General features: G+C 69.9%; 15 protein-coding genes. 6 read left to right on the forward strand and 9 right to left on the reverse strand.

Annotation, left to right across the window (positions count from 1 at the left end; all coding sequences use genetic code 11):
- Window positions 1-50: 50 nt before the first annotated feature.
- The 5 genes from AC1RAD_RS18175 to AC1RAD_RS18195 all read right to left on the reverse strand — a co-directional run bounded on the left by AC1RAD_RS18175 (window position 51) and on the right by AC1RAD_RS18195 (window position 7,429).
- Window positions 51-977, reverse strand: a complete 927-nt coding sequence (locus tag AC1RAD_RS18175; RefSeq protein WP_492736400.1) for a cation diffusion facilitator family transporter — start codon at window positions 975-977, stop codon at window positions 51-53.
- Window positions 967-4,176, reverse strand: coding sequence for a CusA/CzcA family heavy metal efflux RND transporter (locus AC1RAD_RS18180; RefSeq protein ID WP_492736402.1), 3,210 nt, complete (start codon window positions 4,174-4,176; stop codon window positions 967-969). The genes AC1RAD_RS18175 and AC1RAD_RS18180 overlap by 11 nt, the downstream gene beginning before the upstream one ends.
- Before the next feature lie 10 nt (window positions 4,177-4,186).
- The gene (locus AC1RAD_RS18185) at window positions 4,187-5,569 is read right to left on the reverse strand and encodes an efflux RND transporter periplasmic adaptor subunit (RefSeq protein ID WP_492736404.1); all 1,383 of its coding nucleotides are present in this window, start codon (window positions 5,567-5,569) and stop codon (window positions 4,187-4,189) included.
- A 26-nt stretch (window positions 5,570-5,595) separates the two neighbouring features.
- Window positions 5,596-6,951 carry a TolC family protein gene (locus AC1RAD_RS18190; RefSeq protein WP_492736406.1) on the reverse strand — a complete coding sequence of 452 codons (1,356 nt, stop codon included), beginning with the start codon at window positions 6,949-6,951 and terminating at the stop codon, window positions 5,596-5,598.
- A gap of 103 nt (window positions 6,952-7,054) precedes the next feature.
- On the reverse strand, window positions 7,055-7,429 hold the full coding sequence (locus tag AC1RAD_RS18195; RefSeq protein WP_492736408.1) for a hypothetical protein: 375 nt from the start codon (window positions 7,427-7,429) through the stop codon (window positions 7,055-7,057).
- A 162-nt stretch (window positions 7,430-7,591) separates the two neighbouring features.
- On the opposite strand from AC1RAD_RS18195, the gene AC1RAD_RS18200 reads away from it, so the two are divergent.
- Together AC1RAD_RS18200 and AC1RAD_RS18205 are read left to right on the forward strand one after the other, a co-directional pair.
- Complete coding sequence (locus AC1RAD_RS18200) at window positions 7,592-8,269, forward strand: heavy metal response regulator transcription factor (protein ID WP_062481258.1); 678 nt, start codon at window positions 7,592-7,594, stop codon at window positions 8,267-8,269.
- Window positions 8,266-9,594, forward strand: coding sequence for a heavy metal sensor histidine kinase (locus tag AC1RAD_RS18205; RefSeq protein ID WP_492727764.1), 1,329 nt, complete (start codon window positions 8,266-8,268; stop codon window positions 9,592-9,594). Before AC1RAD_RS18200 ends, AC1RAD_RS18205 begins: the two co-directional genes overlap by 4 nt.
- Window positions 9,595-9,600: 6 nt before the next feature.
- On the opposite strand, the gene AC1RAD_RS18210 is transcribed toward AC1RAD_RS18205, so the two are convergent.
- Entirely contained in the window at window positions 9,601-10,854 is a 1,254-nt protein-coding gene (locus AC1RAD_RS18210; protein WP_070063158.1) for a cation:proton antiporter, read from the reverse strand.
- Between the two features lie 100 nt (window positions 10,855-10,954).
- Entirely contained in the window at window positions 10,955-13,291 is a 2,337-nt protein-coding gene (locus AC1RAD_RS18215; protein WP_492736410.1) for a heavy metal translocating P-type ATPase, read from the reverse strand.
- 71 nt (window positions 13,292-13,362) lie between these two features.
- Between AC1RAD_RS18215 and cadR the strand changes: the two genes are divergently transcribed.
- On the forward strand, window positions 13,363-13,833 hold the full coding sequence (cadR, locus tag AC1RAD_RS18220) for a Cd(II)/Pb(II)-responsive transcriptional regulator (protein ID WP_492736412.1): 471 nt from the start codon (window positions 13,363-13,365) through the stop codon (window positions 13,831-13,833).
- 13 nt (window positions 13,834-13,846) lie between these two features.
- On the opposite strand, the gene cysE is transcribed toward cadR, so the two are convergent.
- Both cysE and AC1RAD_RS18230 read right to left on the reverse strand, forming a co-directional pair.
- Complete coding sequence (gene cysE / locus AC1RAD_RS18225) at window positions 13,847-14,734, reverse strand: serine O-acetyltransferase (RefSeq protein ID WP_492736414.1); 888 nt, start codon at window positions 14,732-14,734, stop codon at window positions 13,847-13,849.
- Window positions 14,706-15,437 carry an RNA methyltransferase gene (locus tag AC1RAD_RS18230; RefSeq protein WP_159276044.1) on the reverse strand — a complete coding sequence of 244 codons (732 nt, stop codon included), beginning with the start codon at window positions 15,435-15,437 and terminating at the stop codon, window positions 14,706-14,708. The genes cysE and AC1RAD_RS18230 overlap by 29 nt, the downstream gene beginning before the upstream one ends.
- Window positions 15,438-15,569: 132 nt before the next feature.
- On the opposite strand from AC1RAD_RS18230, the gene AC1RAD_RS18235 reads away from it, so the two are divergent.
- Genes AC1RAD_RS18235 through AC1RAD_RS18245 form a run of 3 tightly spaced genes read left to right on the forward strand, consistent with a single transcriptional unit; the run spans window position 15,570 to window position 19,950 of the window.
- Entirely contained in the window at window positions 15,570-16,625 is a 1,056-nt protein-coding gene (locus AC1RAD_RS18235) for an inositol monophosphatase family protein (RefSeq protein WP_095746114.1), read from the forward strand.
- Window positions 16,625-18,865: an FUSC family protein gene (locus AC1RAD_RS18240; protein WP_062479145.1), complete on the forward strand. Its 2,241-nt coding sequence runs from the start codon at window positions 16,625-16,627 to the stop codon at window positions 18,863-18,865. The genes AC1RAD_RS18235 and AC1RAD_RS18240 overlap by 1 nt, the downstream gene beginning before the upstream one ends.
- A complete protein-coding gene (locus tag AC1RAD_RS18245) occupies window positions 18,865-19,950 on the forward strand; it encodes a mechanosensitive ion channel family protein (protein WP_354344883.1) in 1,086 nt (361 codons plus the stop codon). Before AC1RAD_RS18240 ends, AC1RAD_RS18245 begins: the two co-directional genes overlap by 1 nt.
- Window positions 19,951-19,968 lie beyond the last annotated feature (18 nt).

Below are 19,968 nucleotides of genomic sequence, written 5' to 3' on the forward strand. Positions count from 1 at the left end.
GACAGTTGCCCCGTGCGACTGTCGCGTTTTTTTTGCGCCCCGCCCTCGCGTCAGCCCGCCGTCACCGCAGGCCCGAACCCATGGGTCTCCCCCGCCTGCTCGCACGGCACACGCTCCACCTGCACGGTCGAGTGGTGGATGTCGAACTTCTCGGCCAGCAGGCCGCGCAGCTGCAGCATCAGCGGTGCCAGGTCGACCACGTCGGGCGTGCACACCACGTGCACGCTCAGGCTCACCTTGCCGCTGGACAGCGCCCACACATGCAGGTCGTGCAGGCCGGCCACGCCCGGCTGGGCCTGCAGCGCGCGCTCGACCTCGGGCAGGTCGATCTCGTCGGGCACGCCTTCGAGCAGCACGTTGAGGCTCTCGCGCAAGAGGCGCCAGGTGCGCGGCAGCACCCACAGGCCGATGGCGACGGCGATCACCGAGTCGACCCAGGCCCAGCCGGTGAAACGGATGACGAGCGCGCCCGCGATCACGCCGACGGAGCCCAGCATGTCGGCCCACACTTCAAGGTAGGCGCCCTTCACGTTGAGGCTCTCGTCCTTGCCGCTGGCCAGCAGGCGCATGCCGATGAGGTTGACCACCAGGCCGCCGATGGCCACGAGCAGCATCATGGTCGACTGGATCTCGGCCGGCTGCGAGATGCGCCGGTACGCCTCGTAGAGCACGTAGATCGCCACGAAGAACAGCAGCACCGCGTTGACCACGGCCGCCAGGATCTCGAAGCGGTAGTAGCCGAAGGTGCGGCGCTTGTCCGCCGGCCGCTTGCCCAGCCAGATGGCGGCCAGCGAGATGGCCAGCGCCACGGTGTCGGTGGCCATGTGGGCCGCGTCGGACAGCAGCGCCAGGCTGCCCGACACCAGCCCGCCGATCACCTCGGCGACGAGGTAGGTCGAGGTCAGCGCCAGCGCCCAGCGCAGCGCCTTCTCGTTGCCACCAGCAACGGCTGTGGCATGTGAATGCTCATGGGCCATGGGAACCTTGCAGTGCGGGATCGAGGGGTGCGCCGTGTTGCTGCTCTGCGTTGGCTTCCTGTACCTCGTCTTCATCGCGCCGGTGCGCGATGCGGTACAGCAGCGGCAACACCAGCAGCGTCAGCGCGGTCGACGACAGGATACCGCCGATGACCACGGTGGCCAGCGGGCGCTGCACTTCGGCGCCCGTGCCGGTGGCGATGGCCATGGGCACGAAGCCCAGCGAGGCCACCAGCGCGGTCATGAGCACGGGGCGCAGCCGCGTGAGCGCGCCTTCGCGAATCGCCGCGTCCAGCGGCAGGCCGCCCTCGCGCAGGTTGCGGATGAACGAGATCATCACCAGCCCGTTGAGCACGGCCACGCCCGACAGCGCAATGAAGCCCACGGCCGCCGAGATCGACAGCGGAATGCCCCGCATCCACAGCGCGACGATGCCGCCCGTGAGCGCGAACGGAATGCCGGTGAACACCAGCAGCCCGTCCTTCAGGTTGCCGAACATCGCGAACAGCAGCGTGAACACCAGCAGCAGCGACACGGGCACCACCACCTGCAGGCGCTGCGTGGCCGAGGCCAGGTTCTCGTACTGGCCGCCCCACACGGTCCAGTAGCCCGGCGGAATGCGCACGGCGCGCATGGCCTCCTCGGCCTCGGCCACGAAGGAGCCGAGGTCGCGCCCGCGCACGTTGGCGCTCACCACGATGCGGCGCTTGCCGTCTTCGCGGCTGACCTGGTTGGGGCCGGGCGCCAGGTCGAGCGTGGCCACCTCGCCCAGCGGGATGAAGCTGGTGCGCAGGCCCTCGCCGCCCGCACCCTTGGGCAGCGCGATCGGCAGGCGGCGGATGGCCTCCAGGTCGGTGCGCAGGGTCTCGGGCAGCCGCACGAGGATGTCGAAGCGGCGGTCGCCGTCGAACAGCGTGCCGGCCTCGCGCCCGCCCACGGCGGTCGAAATGGCGTCCTGCACGTCGCCCACGTTGAGGCCGTAGCGCGCGGTCTTCTGGCGGTCGATGTTCACGGTGAGCATCGGCAGGCCGGTGGTCTGCTCCACCTTCACCTCGGCGGCGCCGGGCACCTTGCCCAGCGCAGCCGACACCTGCGCGGCCGTCTGGTTGAGCACGTCCATGTCGTCGCCGAAGATCTTCACGGCCACGTCGCTGCGCACGCCCGAGATCAGCTCGTTGAAGCGCAGCTGGATCGGTTGCGAGAACTCGTAGTTGTTGCCCGGCAGCTTCTCGACCTCTTCCTGCACGGCGGCCAGCAGCTCGGGCCGCGTGCGCTTCGGCTTCGGCCATTCGCTCTCGGGCTTGAGCATGATGTAGCCGTCGGAGATGTTCGGCGGCATCGGGTCGGACGCGATCTCGGCCGTGCCGGTGCGCGCGAACACGCGCTCGATCTCGGGGAACTTGTCTTTCAGCGTGCGCTCGAGCTGCTTTTGCATCTCGACCGACTGCGTGAGGCTGGTGCCCGGGATGCGCAGCGCCTGGATGGCGAAGTCGCCCTCGCTCAGGCTGGGCACGAACTCGGTGCCCAGGCGCGTGGCCAGCAGGCCCGAGAGCACCACCGCCACCACCGCCGTGGTGATGACCAGCGGCTTGGCATTCATCGCGCGCGACAGCAGCGGCGCGTAGCCGCGCTTGGCCCACAGCATGAGGCGGTTTTCCTTCTCGGCGACCTTGTTGCCGATGAACAGCGCCACGGCGGCCGGGATGAAGGTGATCGACAGGATCATTGCGCCCAAGAGCGCAATCACCACGGTGAACGCCATCGGGTGGAACAGCTTGCCCTCGACGCCGGTGAGCGCAAAGATCGGCAGGTACACGATCATGATGATGAGCTGGCCGAACAGCAGCGGCCGGCGCGCCTCCTGCGAGGCCGCGAACACCTCATGAAAACGCTCGCTGCGCGTGAGCGCCCTGCCATGCTTCTCCTGCGCATGCGCCAGGCGCCGCACGCAGTTCTCCACGATCACCACGGCGCCGTCGATGATGATGCCGAAGTCCAGCGCGCTCAGACTCATGAGGTTGGCGCTGACCTTCTGGTTCACCATGCCGGTGAAGGTGAAGAGCATCGACAGCGGGATCACCGTCGCCGTGATGATGGCCGCGCGGATGTTGCCCAGAAACAGGAACAGGATCGCCACCACCAGCACCGCGCCCTCGAAGAGGTTCTTCTTCACGGTGGCGATGGCCTTGTCGACCAGCACCGTGCGGTCGTACACCGTCACGGCCTTCACGCCCGAGGGCAGCGTGCGGTTGATCTCCTGCATCTTCTTGTCGACCGCCTGCGAGACGGTGCGGCTGTTCTCGCCGATGAGCATGAACACCGTGCCCAGCACCACCTCGCGGCCGTTGTCGGTGGCGGCGCCGGTGCGCAGCTCCTGGCCGATGCCGACCTCGGCCACGTCGGACACGCGCAGCGGAATGCCGCCGGCGTTGCCCAAGATCACGTTGCCGATGTCCTCCACCGACTTCACCTGCCCCGGCGCGCGAATGAGGTACTGCTCGCCGCGCTTCTCGATGTAGCCCGCGCCCACGTTGGCGTTGTTGCGCTCCAACGCGGTGACCAGGTCGGTCATCGTGAGGCCGTGCGCCAGGAGCTTCGCGGGGTCGGGGGCGATCTGGAACTCCTTGGCGTAGCCGCCGATGGAGTTGATCTCGGTCACGCCCGGCACGTTGCGCAGCTGCGGCTTGATGATCCAGTCTTGAATCTCCCGCAGGTCGGTCGGCGTGTAGGGCTTGCCGTCGGCCTTCTTGGCGCCCTCTTCGGTCTCGACGGTCCACAGGTAGATCTCGCCCAGGCCGGTCGAGATGGGCCCGATCACCGGCGACACGCCGGGCGGCATGCTCTCGCGCGCCGACTGGATACGCTCGTTCACGAGCTGGCGCGCAAAGTAGATGTCGGTGCCGTCCTTGAAGATCACCGTGACCTGCGACAGGCCGTAGCGCGACAGCGAGCGCGTCTGCTGCAGGCCCGGCAGGCCGGCCATGACGGTTTCGATGGGGTAGGTCACGCGCTGCTCGGCTTCGAGCGGCGAGTAGCCGGGCGCGGAGGTGTTGATCTGCACCTGCACGTTGGTGATGTCGGGCACGGCGTCGATGGGCAGCTTCTGGTAGCTGAAGACGCCGAGCGCCGCCATGCCGAGCACGGCCAGCAGGATCAGCCAGCGCTGCTCGATGGAGAAGCGGATGATGCGTTCGAACATGCGGGCGTCCTCAGTGGGTGTGCGTGGCCGAGCTCTTGCCCTGCTGCGACTTCACGACGAAGCTGCCGCTGGCCGCATAGGCCGCGCCGGACTTCAGGCCGCCCACGATCTCGATGCGCTGGCCGTCGCTGCGGCCGGTCTTCACGTGCTGCGGCACAAAGCCGCCGGGCACGCGCAGGAACACGGTGGGCTGGTCGTCCACGGTCTGCACGGCTTCGGCCGACACGGTGACGGGCGCATCGGCCTCCGACGCCACCAGCTCCACGTTCACGAACAGGCCCGGGCGCCAGGTGCGCTGCGGGTTGGTGAGCGTGACGCGCGCGGTGGCGGTGCGCGTCTGCGCCCCCAGCAGCGAGCCCACGTACGACACGGTGCCGCGCGCGGCCTGCTCAAAGGAACCGGCGCGGATGGTCACGGCCTCGCCGACGCGCACGAGGTTCAGGCTGCTGGCGGGCACGCTGATCTCGGCCCACACGGTCGACAGGTCGGAAATGGTGAACACGTTGACCGCCTCGCCCACCGATTCGCCCAGCGAGATGTGCTTCTCGACGACCATGCCGTCGAAGGGCGCGCGCAGCTCGTAGCGGCCCAGTGCCGACGAGCCGGGCGTGGCGCCCAGCGCCAGCAGCTTCTGGTTGGCGTTGGCCACGGCGATCTGCGCCTCCTGCATGGCCTGCTCGGCCTGCAGGTAGTCCTGCTGCGGCGAGATCTTTTCTTCCCACAGTTTCTTCTCGCGGTCGTGCGTGGTGCGTGCCAGCGCCAGCCGGCGCTGCGCGGTCTGCAGCTCGCTGCGCTGCTCCGAGAGCGCGGGGCTGGAGATCACGGCCAGCACCTGGCCGCGCTTGACCTCCTGGCCCAGGTTGGCCGACACGCTGTCGACCACGCCCGCCACGCGCGGCACCACGTGGGCCGTGCGGTCTTCATTGAACTTGATCTCGCCAGGCAGCTGCAGCGACGTCTTGATGCGCGCCGGGCCGACGCTGTCGATCGCGATGCCGGCGGCCTTGACCTGTTCGTCGGTGAAGGGGATCTTTTCCTCGTCTTCCTTGTGGGCGTTGGCGGCGGCCTTCTGCGGCTCTGCGGTTGCAGGCGCTTCCTTGCCCGCCTCCTTGCCGGCATCCTTGCCTTCTTCCGCGTGGTGTTCCTTGTCGCCATGGCCTTCGTCATGCGAATGGCCGTGGTCGTCTTCCTTGCCCTTGGCGTGGCCCTTGTCTTCCTCGTGGTGCTCGCCGTCGGCATGGCCGGCGGACTCCGAGTGCCCGCCCGCCTCGGGCTTGGACGGCGCGGTGCGCAGGATGAGCGCGCCGGCGACGAGGCCGGCGAGCAGGACGGCGGCAATGGCGATCCACTGCTTGCGGCCGGCGGACGATGTGCGGTTGTGTGGTGTGGTCATGGTCGGAATCGGTTCGGTGTTCTTCTTCAGCGCGCGATCGGCGTCAGGTTGGGCGTCGCGTTCGAGGCGATGTCGTCGCCCTCGGTGCCCAGCAGGCGGTCGAGCTCGCCGGCCGCGCGGTGCGCCTCGGCCAGCGCGACGAGGTACTGGTTGCGCACCTGGAACAGCGTGCGCTGCGCGTCGAGCGCCTCGAGAAAGCTGAACTTGCCCAGCTCGAAGCCCTTGGTGGCGGCGCGGTAGGCGGTCTCGGCGCCGGGCAGTGCGTCGCGCTGCAGCGTCTCGGCCGTGGCGCGCGCCGAGCGCAGACGCTCGCTGGCCTGGGCCACGTCGGCGCCCAGTTGCAGCTCGGCGGCGGCGAGCTCGTCGCGTGCCTTGTCTTCGCGGCTCAGCGCTTCGGCGATGTTGCCGCGGTTGGTGTCGAAGATCGGCAGCGGCACCGACAGGCCCACCACCACCTGGTTGCGCCGGCTGCTGCTCACGGCCTCGCCGCCCTCGCCTTCCGATGCGGGCACGCGCTTGACGCCGAGCGACACGGTCACGTCGGGAATGCGTTTGGCCTGCTCCAGGTCGCTGAGCGCGCGGCGGCGCTCGACCTCGAGCCGGGCCTGGCGCAGCACGGGCGCATCGGGCAGGCGGCGCGCCACCTCGGGCGCGGCGGCCTGGGCCGGCAGCTGGTCGACCGCGCCGTCCACCTGCGTGAAGCGCGGCGACGGGTTGCCCCACAGCGCGGACAGCAGCTGGCGCGACGCGCGCAGCGTGCCTTCGGCCTGCAGCAGTTCGACGCGGATGCCGGCCTCGGCCACGCGCGCCTTGGTTTCCTCGAGCGGCGACACCTTGCCGGCCGCCACGCGATTGGCCGCGGCGCGGGTGGCGATCTGCGCGAGCCCCACCGAGTCTTGCGCGAGCCGCAGGCGCTCCTGCGCGGTCAGCACGTCGAAGAAGGCGGTGACGGCCGCGGCACGCAGTTCGGCGCGCCGCGCCGACAGCGCCGACACCGCCTGGTCGCGCGCACGCTCGGCCGCCGTGACGCGCGCGGCGCGCTTGCCGCCCAGTTCCAGGGGCTGGCTCAGCTGCAGCGTGGTCGTGCGGTTGTTGCGGCGCAGGTCTTCCAGCTGCGTGTCCAGCGTGGGGTTGGGCCAGGCGCCGGCCTGCACCACGGCGCCATCGGCGGCGGCCTGCTCATGGCGCGCGGCCGACAGGCCCGGGTTGGCCTGCAGCGCCAGCGCGACGGCGGCGCGCAGGGTCAGCGGGCCTTCGGGCTCCAGCGTGCGGGCGGGTGTCGAAAGGGACGACGAGGGACCGGCCGCCTGCGGGGTCTGCTGTGAAAAGGCCGGGGGTACCGCCAAGGCCAACACGGCCAGCGGCACGAAAAGCGTGCGCATCGAATTCTCCTGGGTTGCGAAACAACGGACGGACGAATTCGGCGAGGAGCGCTCAGCTGATGAGTGAGATCAGAAAAAGAAAAGGGGCTGTGCTCTCGCCGAATCAGGCGGAGAGCAACCAGTCGGGGCGCACCGGCACTTCGGCGATGTGCGAGGCGAAGCGTTCGGTGGTCGTGGCGCGCAGCGCCTGCGAGGCGATGGGCAATTCGGCCGGCAGCGCGGCGGCGGTGTCCGCATGCTGGGCCTGCCCGAAGTGGGCAACGATGCAATGGCCGACCGCCGCATTGGGCTGGCGGGTGCTGTCTTTCTTGGCGCCGTCGCCCGCGTGGGTGCGGTCGGTGCCGCGCGGCTCGTCCTCGTGGTGGCCCCAGTGGCCGCTCCCCGTATCGCCTTCGTGCAGGCAATAGGCTGCCGACACCGCCCAGCTGTACTGGAAAGGCAGGAGAAACAGCAGGAAAATGAGGAGCCAGCGGCGCATTGTTGACAAAAGTATATCGACGGGGCGTGGCGCGCCGACCAAGAAAAGCCCTGCGAACCGAGGGCCCGGCCCACTGTACGACAGCGTGTCGGCGCTTTGTCCTTCAATAGGATTACTAAATCGTAACCAGCGTCTCGAAAGGCCTTGGGTACGATCCGTACCATGCGAATTCTTGTCATCGAAGACGAACCCAAACTGGGCGATTACCTGAAAAAGGGTCTGGAAGAGAACGGCTACGTGGTCGACATCGCCCGCGATGGCATCGAAGGCCGCTACCTCGCCACCGAGGGCGACTACGCGCTCGTGCTGCTGGACGTGATGCTGCCGGGCATCGACGGCTTTGCCGTGCTGCAGGCCATTCGCCGCACGAAGAACGTGCCCGTGCTGGTGCTCACCGCGCGCGACAAGGTCGAAGACCGCGTGCAGGGCCTGCAGCAAGGCGCCGACGACTACCTGGTGAAGCCCTTCTCCTTCTCGGAGCTGCTGGCGCGCGTGCAGGCGCTGCTGCGGCGCGGCAAGACGCAGGAGCCCACGGTGCTGCGCCTGGCCGACCTGGAGCTGGACCTGGTGAGCCGCAAGTGCATGCGCAACCGCACGCGGCTGGACCTCACGGCCAAGGAGTTCACGCTGCTGGTGGTGCTGCTGCGCCGGCGCGGGCAGATCCTGTCGCGCTCCACGCTCGCCGAGCAGGTGTGGGACATGAACTTCGACAGCGACACCAACGTGGTCGAGGTGGCCATTCGCCGCCTGCGCAGCAAGATCGACGACCCCTTCGACGTGAAGCTGCTGCACACCGTTCGCGGCATGGGCTACGTCCTGGAAGACCGCTCCTGGGCATGAGCCCGAAGCCGCATTCGATCCAGAGCCGGCTGTCGTTCTGGTTCGCCGCGCAGACGCTGTCCGGCCTGAGCATCATTTGCCTGGCCATCTACCTCGTGACCGCCTGGAGCTTCGGCGCCAAGCAGCGCGACGCACTCGACCAGAAGACGGTGCTCGTCGAGCACCTGCTCAAGGAGGCCGAGAAAGGCGGCGACCTCGTCTTTCTGCGCCACAAGCTCGACGACTTCTTCTCGATGCAGGACGACGTGACCCTGTCGATCGCCAACGCCGGCAAGCCGCTGTTCCAGTCCACGCCTCCGCCGCAGGGCCGCTGGCTGCGGCGCGCCATCGTCGTGCCCTGGCAGAACGGCGACTTCCACACCGACCTGTCGGTGCAGGTCGGCGTGAACATCGCGCAGGACTCCCGGCTGCTCGAGCGCCTGGCCTGGACGCTGCTGGGCGCGGTGGTGCTGGGCACGGCGCTGGTGTCGCTCACCGGCATGTGGCTGGTGCGGCGCGGGCTGCGGCCGCTGAAGGCGCTGGCCGAGCGCACCGCGGCCATCACGCCCGACCACGTCCACCAGTCGATCGACCCCGGCGCCTTCGCGCAGGAGCTGCGGCCCTGGATCACGCAGTTCAACGCGCTGCTGGCGCGGGTGCAGCGCGCCTACGTGCAGCTGGAGTCGTTCAACGCCGACGTGGCGCACGAGCTGCGCACGCCGCTGGCCAACCTGCTGGGCTCCACCGAGGTGGCGCTCACGCGCCCGCGCAGCAACGAGGAGCTGCAGGCCGTGCTGGCCTCCAACCTCGAGGAGATGGGGCGGCTGTCGGGCATCGTGACCGACATGCTGTTTCTTTCGAAGGCCGACCGCGGCACCTCGGCGCGCTCGATGGCCCCGGTGAGCCTGGCGGAGCAGGCGCGCGACGTGATCGACTTCTACGACGCCATGCTCGACGAGGCCGGCCTGCGTGCCGAAGTGCACGGCGAGGCCGTGGCCGAGGTGGACGCGGGGCTGATCCGGCGCGCCCTCTTCAACCTGCTGGGCAATGCGATCCGCTTTGCCGAGCCGGCCTCGACGCTGCGCATCGAGATTGCGGCCGCCCCTGGCGGAGAACACCACACCATCGCCGTGATCAACCGCGGCGCGCCGATCGACCCCGAGGCGCTGCCGCGCCTGTTCGAGCGCTTCTACCGCGCGGCCCAGGCACGCGACGGCTCCACGCGGCACCACGGGCTGGGCCTGTCGATCGTCGAGGCGATCGCGCGCATGCACGGCGGGCAGGTGTTCGCGTCGAGCCAGGGCGGCGAGACGCGCATCGGGTTCAGCGTGCGCCGCGGCGGCTGAAGGGGTTCAGGGCTCGGCGTGCGCCGCCGTCTCGGCGGGCTTGGGCTTGCGGCCGACGCACAGCGTCATCAGCGGCCCGGTCATCGCGGTGGTGGCCAGCGCCATCACCAGCAGCATCGTGAAGAGCTCGGGGCCGATCAGGCCGACGTCCAGGCCGATCTTGATGACGATGAGCTCCATCAGCCCGCGCGCATTCATGAGCGAGCCGGTGGCCAGGCTGTCGCGCCAGCTGTAGCCGGCGATGCGCGCGCCCGCCGCGCCGCCCGCGATCTTGCCCACGGTGGCCACGCCCACGATCAGCAGCATCGCGCCCAGGCTGGCGCCCGAGAACGCGTTGGCCGTGGTGCCCAGCCCCGCGAGCGCGAAGAACAGCGGCATCAGCACCACGATGGAAATGGGTTCGATGCGCTCGCTCAGCGAGCGCAGCAGGCGGTCGTCGCGCGGCAGGCAGGCGCCGAACAGGAAGGCGCCGAACACCGCGTGCAGGTGCAGCCACTCGGTCAGCAGCGCCGTGACCAGCAGGCCGATCATGAGCGCGGCCATCAGCGTGGTCGACGGCTCGCCGTCGGGCGCCTTCACGCGCAACAGCCACGCAAAGGCCGGCTTCAGCCCGAGGAACAGCACCGTGAGCATCACCACCACGCCGACCGTGATCTTGATCAGGCCCGCGTAGCCGTCGCTGGTGCCCACCAGCGCGACCACGAAGGCCAGCAGGATCCACGCGAACACGTCGACCACCGCCGCCGCGCTCAGCGAGAGCTGGCCGAAGGGCGTGCGCGTCATGCCGCGGTCTTTCAGGATGCGCGCCATCACCGGGAAGGCCGTGATCGACAGCGCCGCCGCCATGAACAGCGCGAAGGGCCAGAAGCCCACGCCGGCCGGCGCGAGCGTGGGATGCAGCGCCGGCGAGATCGCCAGGCCCAGCACCAGCGGCACCAGCACGCTGAGCACGCCCACCGCGCCGGCCGCCTGCAGCTGCGCGCGCATGTTGCGCGTGGCCCGCAGCTCCAGGCCCACCACGAACATGAACAGCACCAGCCCCACCGTCGCCAGCGACGACAGCCCCTGCAGCGACTCCTTGGCGAACAGCTGCGCGTGCAGCGACGGGAACAGCAGCCCCATGACCGCCGGCCCGAGCATCAGCCCCGCCGCCATCTCCCCCACCACGCTCGGCTGCCCCACATGGCGCAGCACCCAGCCGCACAGGCGCGCGGTGGTGAGGATGACGACGAGCTGCAGCAGGAGGGTGGTGACGGACATGGGTGAGGTCGCGGTGAAAGCGGGAACAGCGGCCGATGTTAGTGCCATCGCCGCCGGTGCCGCGCGCCCCCGAGGCCCCTCCCTCGAGCCCCGCCCGAACTCACTCCTTGGGCATGCGCATCAGCCGCAACCCGTTCGCCACCACCAGCAGGCTCGCTCCCATGTCGGCGAACACCGCCATCCACATGGTCGCGCTGCCGAACACGGCGAGCACGAAGAACACGCCCTTGATGCCGAGTGCGAGCGTGATGTTCTGCCACAGCACCGCGTGCGCGCGGCGCGACAGGCGGATGGTCTCGGGGATGCGGCGCAGGTCGTCGTTCATGATGACCACGTCGGCCGCTTCCATCGCGGTGTCGGTGCCGGCGCCGCCCATGGCGAAGCCGATGTCGGCCTTGGCCAGTGCCGGGGCGTCGTTGATGCCGTCGCCGGTCATCGCGACGGCGCCGTAGCGTTGCTGCATCGCCTGGATGGCATCGAGCTTTTCTTCGGGCAGCAGGTTGCCGCGCACGTCGTCGATGCCGGCGTGCGCACCGATGGTCTTCGCGGTGGCGGTGTTGTCGCCGGTGAGCATGACGGGCGTCACGCCCAGCGCGCGCAGTTCGGCCACGGCGGCCTGCGACGAAGGCTTGATGGTGTCGGCCACTGCGAACAGCGCCAGCACCGACTTTTCAGATGCCAGCAGCGTCACCGTGCGACCGGCCTCCTCGTGCCGCTTGAGTTCGGCTTCGAGTTCCGGCGAGCACAGGCCGCGCTCCTCGATCAACCGGTGGTTGCCCAGCACGTAGGTCTGGCCCGCGTGCGTGGCCTGCACGCCGCGTCCGGGCAGCGCGGTGAAGTCGCCGACTTCTTCGACCGACCCACCCAGGCCCTGGGCGATGGCCTTCGACACCGGGTGGTCGGAACGGCCGGCGATGTTGGCGGCCAGTGCGTACACCGCGCCCTCATCGCCGCCCGCCTTGTCGATCAGCACCGACTCGACCAGCTTGGGCTTGCCTTCGGTGATGGTGCCGGTCTTGTCGAGCGCCACGGCCTTGAGCTTGCGCGCCTCTTCGAGGTAGGTGCCGCCCTTGATGAGGATGCCGCGCCGCGCGGCCGAGGCCAGCGCGCTCACGACCGTCACGGGCGTGGAGATGACCAGCGCGCACGGGCAGGCGATGACCAGCAGCACCAGCGCCTTGTAGACGGCCTGCACCCAGGTCCAGCCCAGCAGCCACGGCGTGAGCACCGCGATGGCCAGCGCCAGCACGAAGACGGTGGGCGTGTAGATGGCAGCGAATCGGTCGACGAAGCGCTGCGTGGGCGCGCGCGAACCCTGCGCCTCTTCGACCGCGTGGATGATGCGCGCGAGCGTGGTGTTGGCCGCCACGGCCGTCACGCGGAACACCAGCGCGCCGGTCTGGTTGATGGTGCCGGCAAACACCGCATCGCCCGCGGCCTTGTCGACCGGGATGCTCTCGCCCGTGACCGGCGCCTGGTCGATGGCGCTGGTGCCTTCGAGCACCACGCCGTCCAGCGGCACGCGCTCGCCGGGGCGGATGCGCGCGACGGCGTCGAGCGCCACCGCATCGGCGCGCACGGTCTGCCAGCTGCCGTCGGGCTGCCGCACCTCGGCCTGTTCGGGCGCCAGCGCGAGCAGGCTCTGGATGGCGTTGCGCGCACGGTCGACGGCACGGGCCTCGATGAGTTCGGCGATGGCGTACAGCGCCATCACCATCGCGGCCTCGGGCCACTGGCCGATGATGAAGGCGCCCGTGACGGCGACGGCCATCAGCGCATTGATGTTGAGGCGCCCGCGCACCAGCGCGGCGAAGCCCTTCTTGTAAGTGTCCAGGCCGGCCAGCGCGATGGCCGCGAGCGCGAGCCCCATCTCGGCGGCCATGAAGCCCACGCCGTCGAGCGCCAGGAAGGACACGGTCTCGGCCGCAATGGCCAGCACCAGCGCGGCCACAAGGCGTGCCAGCCCGGTCGACATGCCGGCGAAGCGCGCGGGCTCGGCCTTCTGCCCCGTCGACGACGCCACCGGCTCGGGCTTGAAGCCGGCCTGGCGGATGGCTTCGAGCGCAGCGGGCAGCGCGCCGTCTTCGGTGGTGAGGGCCAGCGTGCGTTCGCTTAAACGAAAGCGCAGGGCCTTCACGCCCGCGACGGGCTCGAGGGCGCGGCGGATCTCGGACTCTTCGACCGCGCAGTCCATGGTGGGAATGCGAAACAGCACGGCGCCCTTCGGCAGGTCGGCGGGCTCGGTCGACGCCGGGGTGCTGCCGCACACGGGGCTGCCGCAGCAGGCCGTTGCCGGCGCGGCGGGGGCGTGATCGTGGGCATGGTCGTGCCCGTGGTCGTGCGCGTGGTCATGCCCGCGGCTGTGCCCGTGGTCATGGGCGTGGTCATGCGGCGCAGCGCGTGGCACCGGCTGATTCAGGGTGGTCTGATTCGTCATGCGTTCCATTGGAAACCCTGAAGCAGGTGTAGAGTCAACCGTTGATTGCCACTTCCTTGAGATGCCGCATCATGAAAATCGGTGAACTGGCCAAGGCCACGAACACGCCGGTCGAAACCATCCGGTACTACGAGCGCGAACAGCTGCTGCCCGCGCCCGCGCGCACCGACGGCAACTACCGCATCTACGACGAGGAGCATGCCCAGCGCCTGGGCTTCATCCGCCGCTGCCGCTCGCTGGACATGACGCTCGACGAGATCCGCAGCCTGCTGAAATTCCGCGATGCGCCGCAGGACGACTGCGGCGAGGTGAACCAGCTGCTGGACGACCACATCGGCCACGTGGCCTCACGCATCGCCGAGCTGAAGACGCTCGAAAAGCAGCTGAAGGCGCTGCGCCTGCAGTGCGGCGGCCCCGAATCGGCCAGCGCCTGCGGCATCCTGCAGGAGCTGGACACCGCCGCGCTCGCGCCCGAGACCTTCGGCCAGCACGCGGGGCACGTGCACGGCACGCTGCACGCGCCGGGCAAGCGGGCCGGCTGATCGGCGCTCTTGTCTACTTGCCGATCAGCTGCGTCAGCTTGTCGGCCTCGAATGACTCGCCACGCGCCGCGTCGCCCGGCAAGCAGTCCTTGGTGCCCGGCTGCGCCGACAGCTTCTCGATGGCCTGCCACAGGAGCGCGATCTGGTGCTCCTGGCTCGAGGCGTTGTCGATCAGGCCGCGCATGGCCTGGCTCAGCGGGTCGTCGTCCTGCGTGATGCCGTAGGCCGAGAACTTCTGCGGCGCGGCCACGTCGGCGCTCTCGCCCTCTTTCGACGGGATGATGCGCGCCGGAATGCCCACCGCGGTCGCCCCGGCCGGCACCGGCTTGATGACCACCGCGTTGGAGCCGATCTTGGCGCCGTCGCCCACGACGAAGCCGCCCAGCACCTTGGCGCCCGCGCTCACCACCACGTTCTTGCCCAGCGTCGGGTGGCGCTTGGTGCCCTTGTAGAGCGAGGTGCCGCCCAGCGTCACGCCCTGGTAGATGGTGCAGCCGTCGCCGATCTCGGCGGTTTCGCCCACCACCACGCCCATGGCGTGATCGAAGAACACGCGCTCGCCGATCTTGGCGGCCGGGTGGATCTCGATGCCCGTGAACGCGCGCGCGCAGTGCGCGATGAAGCGGGCCGGCCACTTGAAACCGTGGGTCCAACAGGCGTGCGCCCAGCGGTGCAGCACCACGGCATGGAAGCCGGGGTAGACCGTGATCACTTCCCAGGCGCTGCGGGCGGCCGGGTCGCGTTCGAGGATGCACCGGATGTCGGCGCGCAGTCGAGAGAACATCGCTGCCTTTGTTGTCGTTATATCGATAGGGGCCGGGCAGTCTAAAGCCGGGCGTCTTCGCTTACGCGCGATGGGGTTTTGTGACGGTTCAGCTGCCGCGCGGGCCGCGCGTGGCATCGCTCATGGCCTTGGCGATGCCGCGCAGGATGTGGATTTCCTCGGGCGTGGGCTGCGCGCGGTTGAACAGCTGCTGCAGCCGCGGCATGAGCTTCTTGGGCGCCGCCGGGTCGAGAAAGCCGATGTCCACCAGCGAGCGCTCCCAGTGGTCGAGCATGCCGGCCACGGCCTGCGCGTCGGCCGCCTGCACCGGGGCGATGGCCTCGCGCACGCCGTAGCCGCCCAGCGCCAGGCGCCATTCGTAGGCCACCACCTGGATGGCCGCGCCCAGGTTCAGCGAGCCGAACTTCGGGTCGGTCGGGATGCTCAGGGCCACGTTGCAGCGGTAGACGTCCTCGTTGCGCATGCCGAAGCGCTCGGAGCCGAACAGGAAGGCCACATGCTGGTCGCCCTGCGTGGCCAGCGGTTCCAGGTGCTCGCGCGGCGTGCGCGTGGGCGGGCCGAAGTCGCGCGGGATCATGGCCGTGGCGCACAGGTGGGTCACGCCGTCGAGGGCTTCGTCCAGTGTTTCGACGATGCGGGCGTTGTTCAGCACGTCCAGGGCGCCGCTGGCGCGCTGGATGGTTTCCTCGCGCCGCAGCACGTTGGCCCAGCGCGGCGCGACCAGCACCAGGTCGTCGAAACCCATGGTCTTCATGGCGCGGGCGGCAGCGCCCACATTGCCGGCGTGGCTGGTCTGGATGAGGATGAAACGGGTGCGCATGACGGGTGGGGAAGACACAAACGGGCTGAGCCGGTAAAATGCCCGATTCTCGCCGCCCGCATCGCCGGACTGCAGGGTCGCCCAGATTGCATTCTTGGGGACCTCTCCCACCCGTTCTTCTCACAATCCAGAATGTCGTCCCCCAACCTGCATCCCATGCTCAATGTGGCCGTCAAGGCCGCACGCGCCGCCGGCGCCATCATCAATCGCGCCGCCCTCGACGTCGAGGCCGTGCGCATCTCCCAGAAGCAGGTCAATGACTTCGTCACCGAAGTCGATCACGCCAGCGAGAAGGTCATCATCGAGACCTTGCTGGGCGCGTACCCGGGGCACGGCATCCTGGCCGAAGAATCGGGCACCGAATACGGCGCCAAAGACTCCGAATTCGTCTGGATCATCGATCCGCTCGACGGCACCACCAACTTCATCCACGGCTTTCCGGTCTACTGCGTGTCGATCGCGCTGTCGGTGCGCGGCAAGATCGAGCAGGCGGTCGTTTTCGACCCGTCGCGCAACGACCTGTTCACGGCCACCAAGGGCCGCGGCGCCTACATGAACGAGCGCCGCATCCGCGTGTCCAAGCGCGTGAAGCTCAGCGAGTGCCTCATTTCCACCGGTTTCCCGTTCCGCACCGGCGACAACTTCAAGCAGTACCTGGCCATCATGGCGGACATGATGCCCCGCATGGCCGGCCTGCGCCGCCCCGGCGCCGCCGCGCTCGACCTGGCCTACGTGGCCGCGGGCTTCACCGACGGCTTCTTCGAAACCGGCCTGAACCCCTGGGACGTGGCCGCCGGCTCGCTGCTGGTGACCGAGGCCGGTGGCCTCATCGGCAACTTCACCGGCGAGCCCGAGTTCCTCGACCAGCGCGAATGCCTGGCCGGCGCCCCGCGCGTGTACGGCCAGCTGGTGCCGCTGCTCGCCAAGTACTCCAAGTTCGCCAACGTGGACGACAAGCTGCGCGCCAGCGACCGCGTGCGCGCCGTCTCGGCCTCGACCAGGTCGAGCCCCGCCGACGCCTCGGTCGACCTGTACGCCCGCAGCACCGTGACCGAAGCCACGGCCGCCCCGCTCGACGGCAGCGCCGAAGCCCCGGCCGCCGCAGCCCCCGCCGCGCCGGCCGCCCCGCGCAAGCTCACCCGCATCAAGCGCGAGGCGCCCGCCGAGGGCGACGCCTCCGCCAAGTGATGACGGGGCCGGGCGCCGCCTCGCGGGTTCGCGCGGCGTTGCGCATTGCGCTGAGCCACTACGTCGCGAGCGGGCTCACCGTCGCGCTCGGCCTGCTCGTGATCTCGGGCGGGGTGCACCTGTGGCTGGGCACCCTGGCCGCCTCGGCCGCCGCCACCGGCGTGATCGTCACGGCGCCGCCCGACCTGCCCGGCCCGCGCCGCGGCAAGTTTTTGCAGATGCTGCCGGCGCCGCTCATCGGCCTGCCGCTGTTCTTCGCGGTGCAGATGCTGCACGGCGCACCGATCCGCCTCGGGCTGCTGCTGGTGCCCGCCACCTTCATGGCCTTCGTGGCCATGGCCTGGGGCAAGCGCGGCATTCCCATCGCCATCGCGGTGATGTTCTCGATGGTCTTCTCCATGGCCACGCCCGCCCCCACCGGGCTGTCCGACGCCATCGCGCGCACCACCGAGTTCGGCCTGGGCGCCGGCCTGTACGTGGTGTGGGCCACGCTCGCCAACCTGCTGCTCAACGGGCGCTTTCGCACCCAGTCGATCGCCGATGTGCTGTTTTCGCTGGCCGCGCTCATGCGCACCGAAGCCAGCCAGTTCACGCCGCAGGACGAGACCCGCGACATCCGCGACACCCCCGCCTCGCTGCTGGGCCAGCTGCTGCGCGAGCAGGCCGCGCTGGCCGACCAGCTGCAGGCCACGCGCGACATCGTGCTCGAATCGCCGCGCACGCCGCGCCGCCAGCGCCTGGCCGGCATGCTCGTCATCGTGCTCGAGATGCGCGACCAGCTGCTCGCCAGCGAACTTGATCTCGACGCCCTGCGCGCCCATCCGTCGCACGCGCAGGCGCTGGTCGAGATGCGCCGCATCCTCGAAGAGCTGGCCGACGAAACGACCGGCCTGGCCGATGCGCTGCTCATGCGCCGCCACCCCGCCGCCGTGGCCGACCGCCGGCCGCGCCTGGCCGCCATCCACGTGACGGCGGACGACGAAGACACGCACGGTCAGATGGGCCCGTCGGCCGCCATGCTCGCGCGCGGGCTGGCCAGCCGCATCGGCCACATCAACGACGAGGTGCTGCGCCTGGCGGCCATGGCGCGCGGCGACGCCGAGCCCAACCTGGCCGTGGTGCGCGCCAACTGGCAGCTCTTCGTGAGCCCGACCGACTGGTCGCTGCGCCCCTTCCTCGCGCTGTGGCGCTGGGACGCGCCGCCGCTGCGCCACGCCATTCGCGCGGCGCTGGCCATCGCGGCCGGCTACGGCATCGCCGTGTCGATGCCCTGGGGATCGCACGACTACTGGATTTTGCTGACCATCGTGGTCGTGCTGCGCGGCAGCCTCTCGCAGACGCTGGAGCGGCGCAACAGCCGCGTTGCCGGCACGCTGCTGGGCTGCGTGCTCGCGGTGGGCCTGCTGTCGGCGCACCCCTCGCCGCTGATGCTGCTGGTGACCGTGACCATCGCGCAGGCCATTGCCCACAGCTTCGCGGTGCGGCGCTACCTCGTCACCGCCGTGGCCGCCACCGTGCTGGGCCTGCTGCAGGCCCACATGCTGAACACCGGCACCGCGCCCATCTTTGCGCTGTTCGAGCGCATCGCCGACACGCTCATCGGCGCCGCGCTGGCCTGGGGCTTCTGCTACGTGCTGCCCTCGTGGGAGCGCACGCAGATCCCGGCGCTGGTGGCGCGCGTGCTCACCGCGCAGGCACGCCATGCGCGGCTCGCGCTCGGCCTGGGCCAGCTGCAGGCCATCCAGAGCAGCCCCGAGCTCGAATGGCGGCTCGCGCGCCGCGAGGCTTACGACAGCCTCTCGGCGCTCGTGCAGGCCACGCAGCGTTCGCTCTCCGAACCGCGCGCCGTGCAGCCGCCGCTGGAGCCGCTGGAGCATCTGCAGGCCCACAGCTACCAGCTGCTCGCGCAGCTCAGCGCCGTGAAGTCGATGCTCGTGCTGCGGCGCGACCGCCTCACGCCGGGCGACATCGAAGGCCCGCTCGTGCGCACCGCGCAACGCATCGAGGCCGCCCTGGGAACCATTCCGATCGCAGGGCCCTCTCACCCCGAGAGCACGGGGGCCACCACCGTCGGCGGCCCCATTCCACTGCCTGACCCGTTCGACAACGACATCAGCCCCTGGCTGGTGCGCCGGCTCGACCTGGCCACGGCGCTCGCCACGCAGCTGCGCGACGACGCAGCGCGCATTCTTCAACCACTGAACGACAACACCCCAGAAGCAAAGACCACCCCCGCCTGATGACCCAAGAGCTCCTCGCACACCCCTGGTTCGGCACCTGGATTGCCGCCCTGATCGCCGCGCCCCTCGCCCTTCTCGCCCACCGCATCGGGGGCATGGTCCTCAGGCGGATCACCCGCCCGGCGCCCGCCGTGCATGCGATGGTGCTCAACTGCACCGCCCCCGCGCGGCTGGTGCTGCCGCTGGCGGCGCTCATGATGGTGTGGCAGGCGGCGCCGGACGACCTGCGCTTCATCGGCAGCGTGCGACATCTCACGGGGCTGCTGCTCATCGCGGCCAGCACCTGGTTCGTGCTCAAGGCCATTAGCGGCTTTGCCGACGGCGTGCTCGCGCAGCACCCTTCGGACATCTCCGACAACCTGCAGGCGCGCCGCGTGCTCACGCAGACCCGCGTGCTCGCGCGCACCGCCATGTCGGTCGTCGTCGTGGCCGGCGGCGCCATGATGCTCATGACCTTCCCGGGCGCGCGCCAGGTCGGCGCCAGCCTGCTGGCCTCGGCCGGCGTGATCGGCATCGTGGCGGGCCTGGCGGCCAAGCCCGTCTTCAGCAACCTCATCGCCGGCCTGCAGATCGCGCTGTCGCAGCCGATCCGCATCGACGACGTGCTCGTGGTCGAGGGCGAATGGGGCCGCGTCGAGGAGATCACCGGCACCTTCGTGGTCGTGCGCATCTGGGACGACCGGCGCCTCATCCTGCCGCTCACCTACTTCATCGAGAAGCCGTTCCAGAACTGGACCCGCCACTCGGCCGAACTGCTCGGCTCGGTCTTCTTCTACCTGGACTACGGCACGCCGCTGGCGCCGCTGCGCGCCGAGGTCGAGCGCCTCGTGAAGGCCGCGCCCGAATGGGACGGCCGCTTCTTCAACCTGCGCGTGACCGACGCCACCGAACGCACCATGCAGGTCCGCGTGCTCTGCACCGCCGCCACCTCCGGCCTGGCCTTCGACTTGCGCTGCCACGTGCGCGAAGGCGTCATCGACTTCATGCAGCGCGAGTACCCGCAGTTCCTGCCGAAGATGCGCTTCGAGGGCAACGATCCGGCGATGGGGCAGCCGCCGGTGATGCAGGGCGCGGCGGCGGGCTGAAGCTCCCGCCGCCGCCTT

The sequence above is a fragment of the Variovorax sp. GW823-FHT04B03 genome (assembly GCF_058796495.1).

What these genes read in the sequence shown, in the direction of transcription:
- AC1RAD_RS18175 (WP_492736400.1), bottom strand. Translation starts at nt 977, where the DNA reads ATGGCCCATGAGCATTCACATGCCACAGCCGTTGCTGGTGGCAACGAG.
- AC1RAD_RS18180 (WP_492736402.1), bottom strand. Translation starts at nt 4,176, where the DNA reads ATGTTCGAACGCATCATCCGCTTCTCCATCGAGCAGCGCTGGCTGATC.
- AC1RAD_RS18185 (WP_492736404.1), bottom strand. Translation starts at nt 5,569, where the DNA reads ATGACCACACCACACAACCGCACATCGTCCGCCGGCCGCAAGCAGTGG.
- AC1RAD_RS18190 (WP_492736406.1), bottom strand. Translation starts at nt 6,951, where the DNA reads ATGCGCACGCTTTTCGTGCCGCTGGCCGTGTTGGCCTTGGCGGTACCC.
- AC1RAD_RS18195 (WP_492736408.1), bottom strand. Translation starts at nt 7,429, where the DNA reads ATGCGCCGCTGGCTCCTCATTTTCCTGCTGTTTCTCCTGCCTTTCCAG.
- AC1RAD_RS18200 (WP_062481258.1), top strand. Translation starts at nt 7,592, where the DNA reads ATGCGAATTCTTGTCATCGAAGACGAACCCAAACTGGGCGATTACCTG.
- AC1RAD_RS18205 (WP_492727764.1), top strand. Translation starts at nt 8,266, where the DNA reads ATGAGCCCGAAGCCGCATTCGATCCAGAGCCGGCTGTCGTTCTGGTTC.
- AC1RAD_RS18210 (WP_070063158.1), bottom strand. Translation starts at nt 10,854, where the DNA reads ATGTCCGTCACCACCCTCCTGCTGCAGCTCGTCGTCATCCTCACCACC.
- AC1RAD_RS18215 (WP_492736410.1), bottom strand. Translation starts at nt 13,291, where the DNA reads ATGACGAATCAGACCACCCTGAATCAGCCGGTGCCACGCGCTGCGCCG.
- cadR (WP_492736412.1), top strand. Translation starts at nt 13,363, where the DNA reads ATGAAAATCGGTGAACTGGCCAAGGCCACGAACACGCCGGTCGAAACC.
- cysE (WP_492736414.1), bottom strand. Translation starts at nt 14,734, where the DNA reads ATGCCACGCGCGGCCCGCGCGGCAGCTGAACCGTCACAAAACCCCATC.
- AC1RAD_RS18230 (WP_159276044.1), bottom strand. Translation starts at nt 15,437, where the DNA reads ATGCGCACCCGTTTCATCCTCATCCAGACCAGCCACGCCGGCAATGTG.
- AC1RAD_RS18235 (WP_095746114.1), top strand. Translation starts at nt 15,570, where the DNA reads ATGTCGTCCCCCAACCTGCATCCCATGCTCAATGTGGCCGTCAAGGCC.
- AC1RAD_RS18240 (WP_062479145.1), top strand. Translation starts at nt 16,625, where the DNA reads ATGACGGGGCCGGGCGCCGCCTCGCGGGTTCGCGCGGCGTTGCGCATT.
- AC1RAD_RS18245 (WP_354344883.1), top strand. Translation starts at nt 18,865, where the DNA reads ATGACCCAAGAGCTCCTCGCACACCCCTGGTTCGGCACCTGGATTGCC.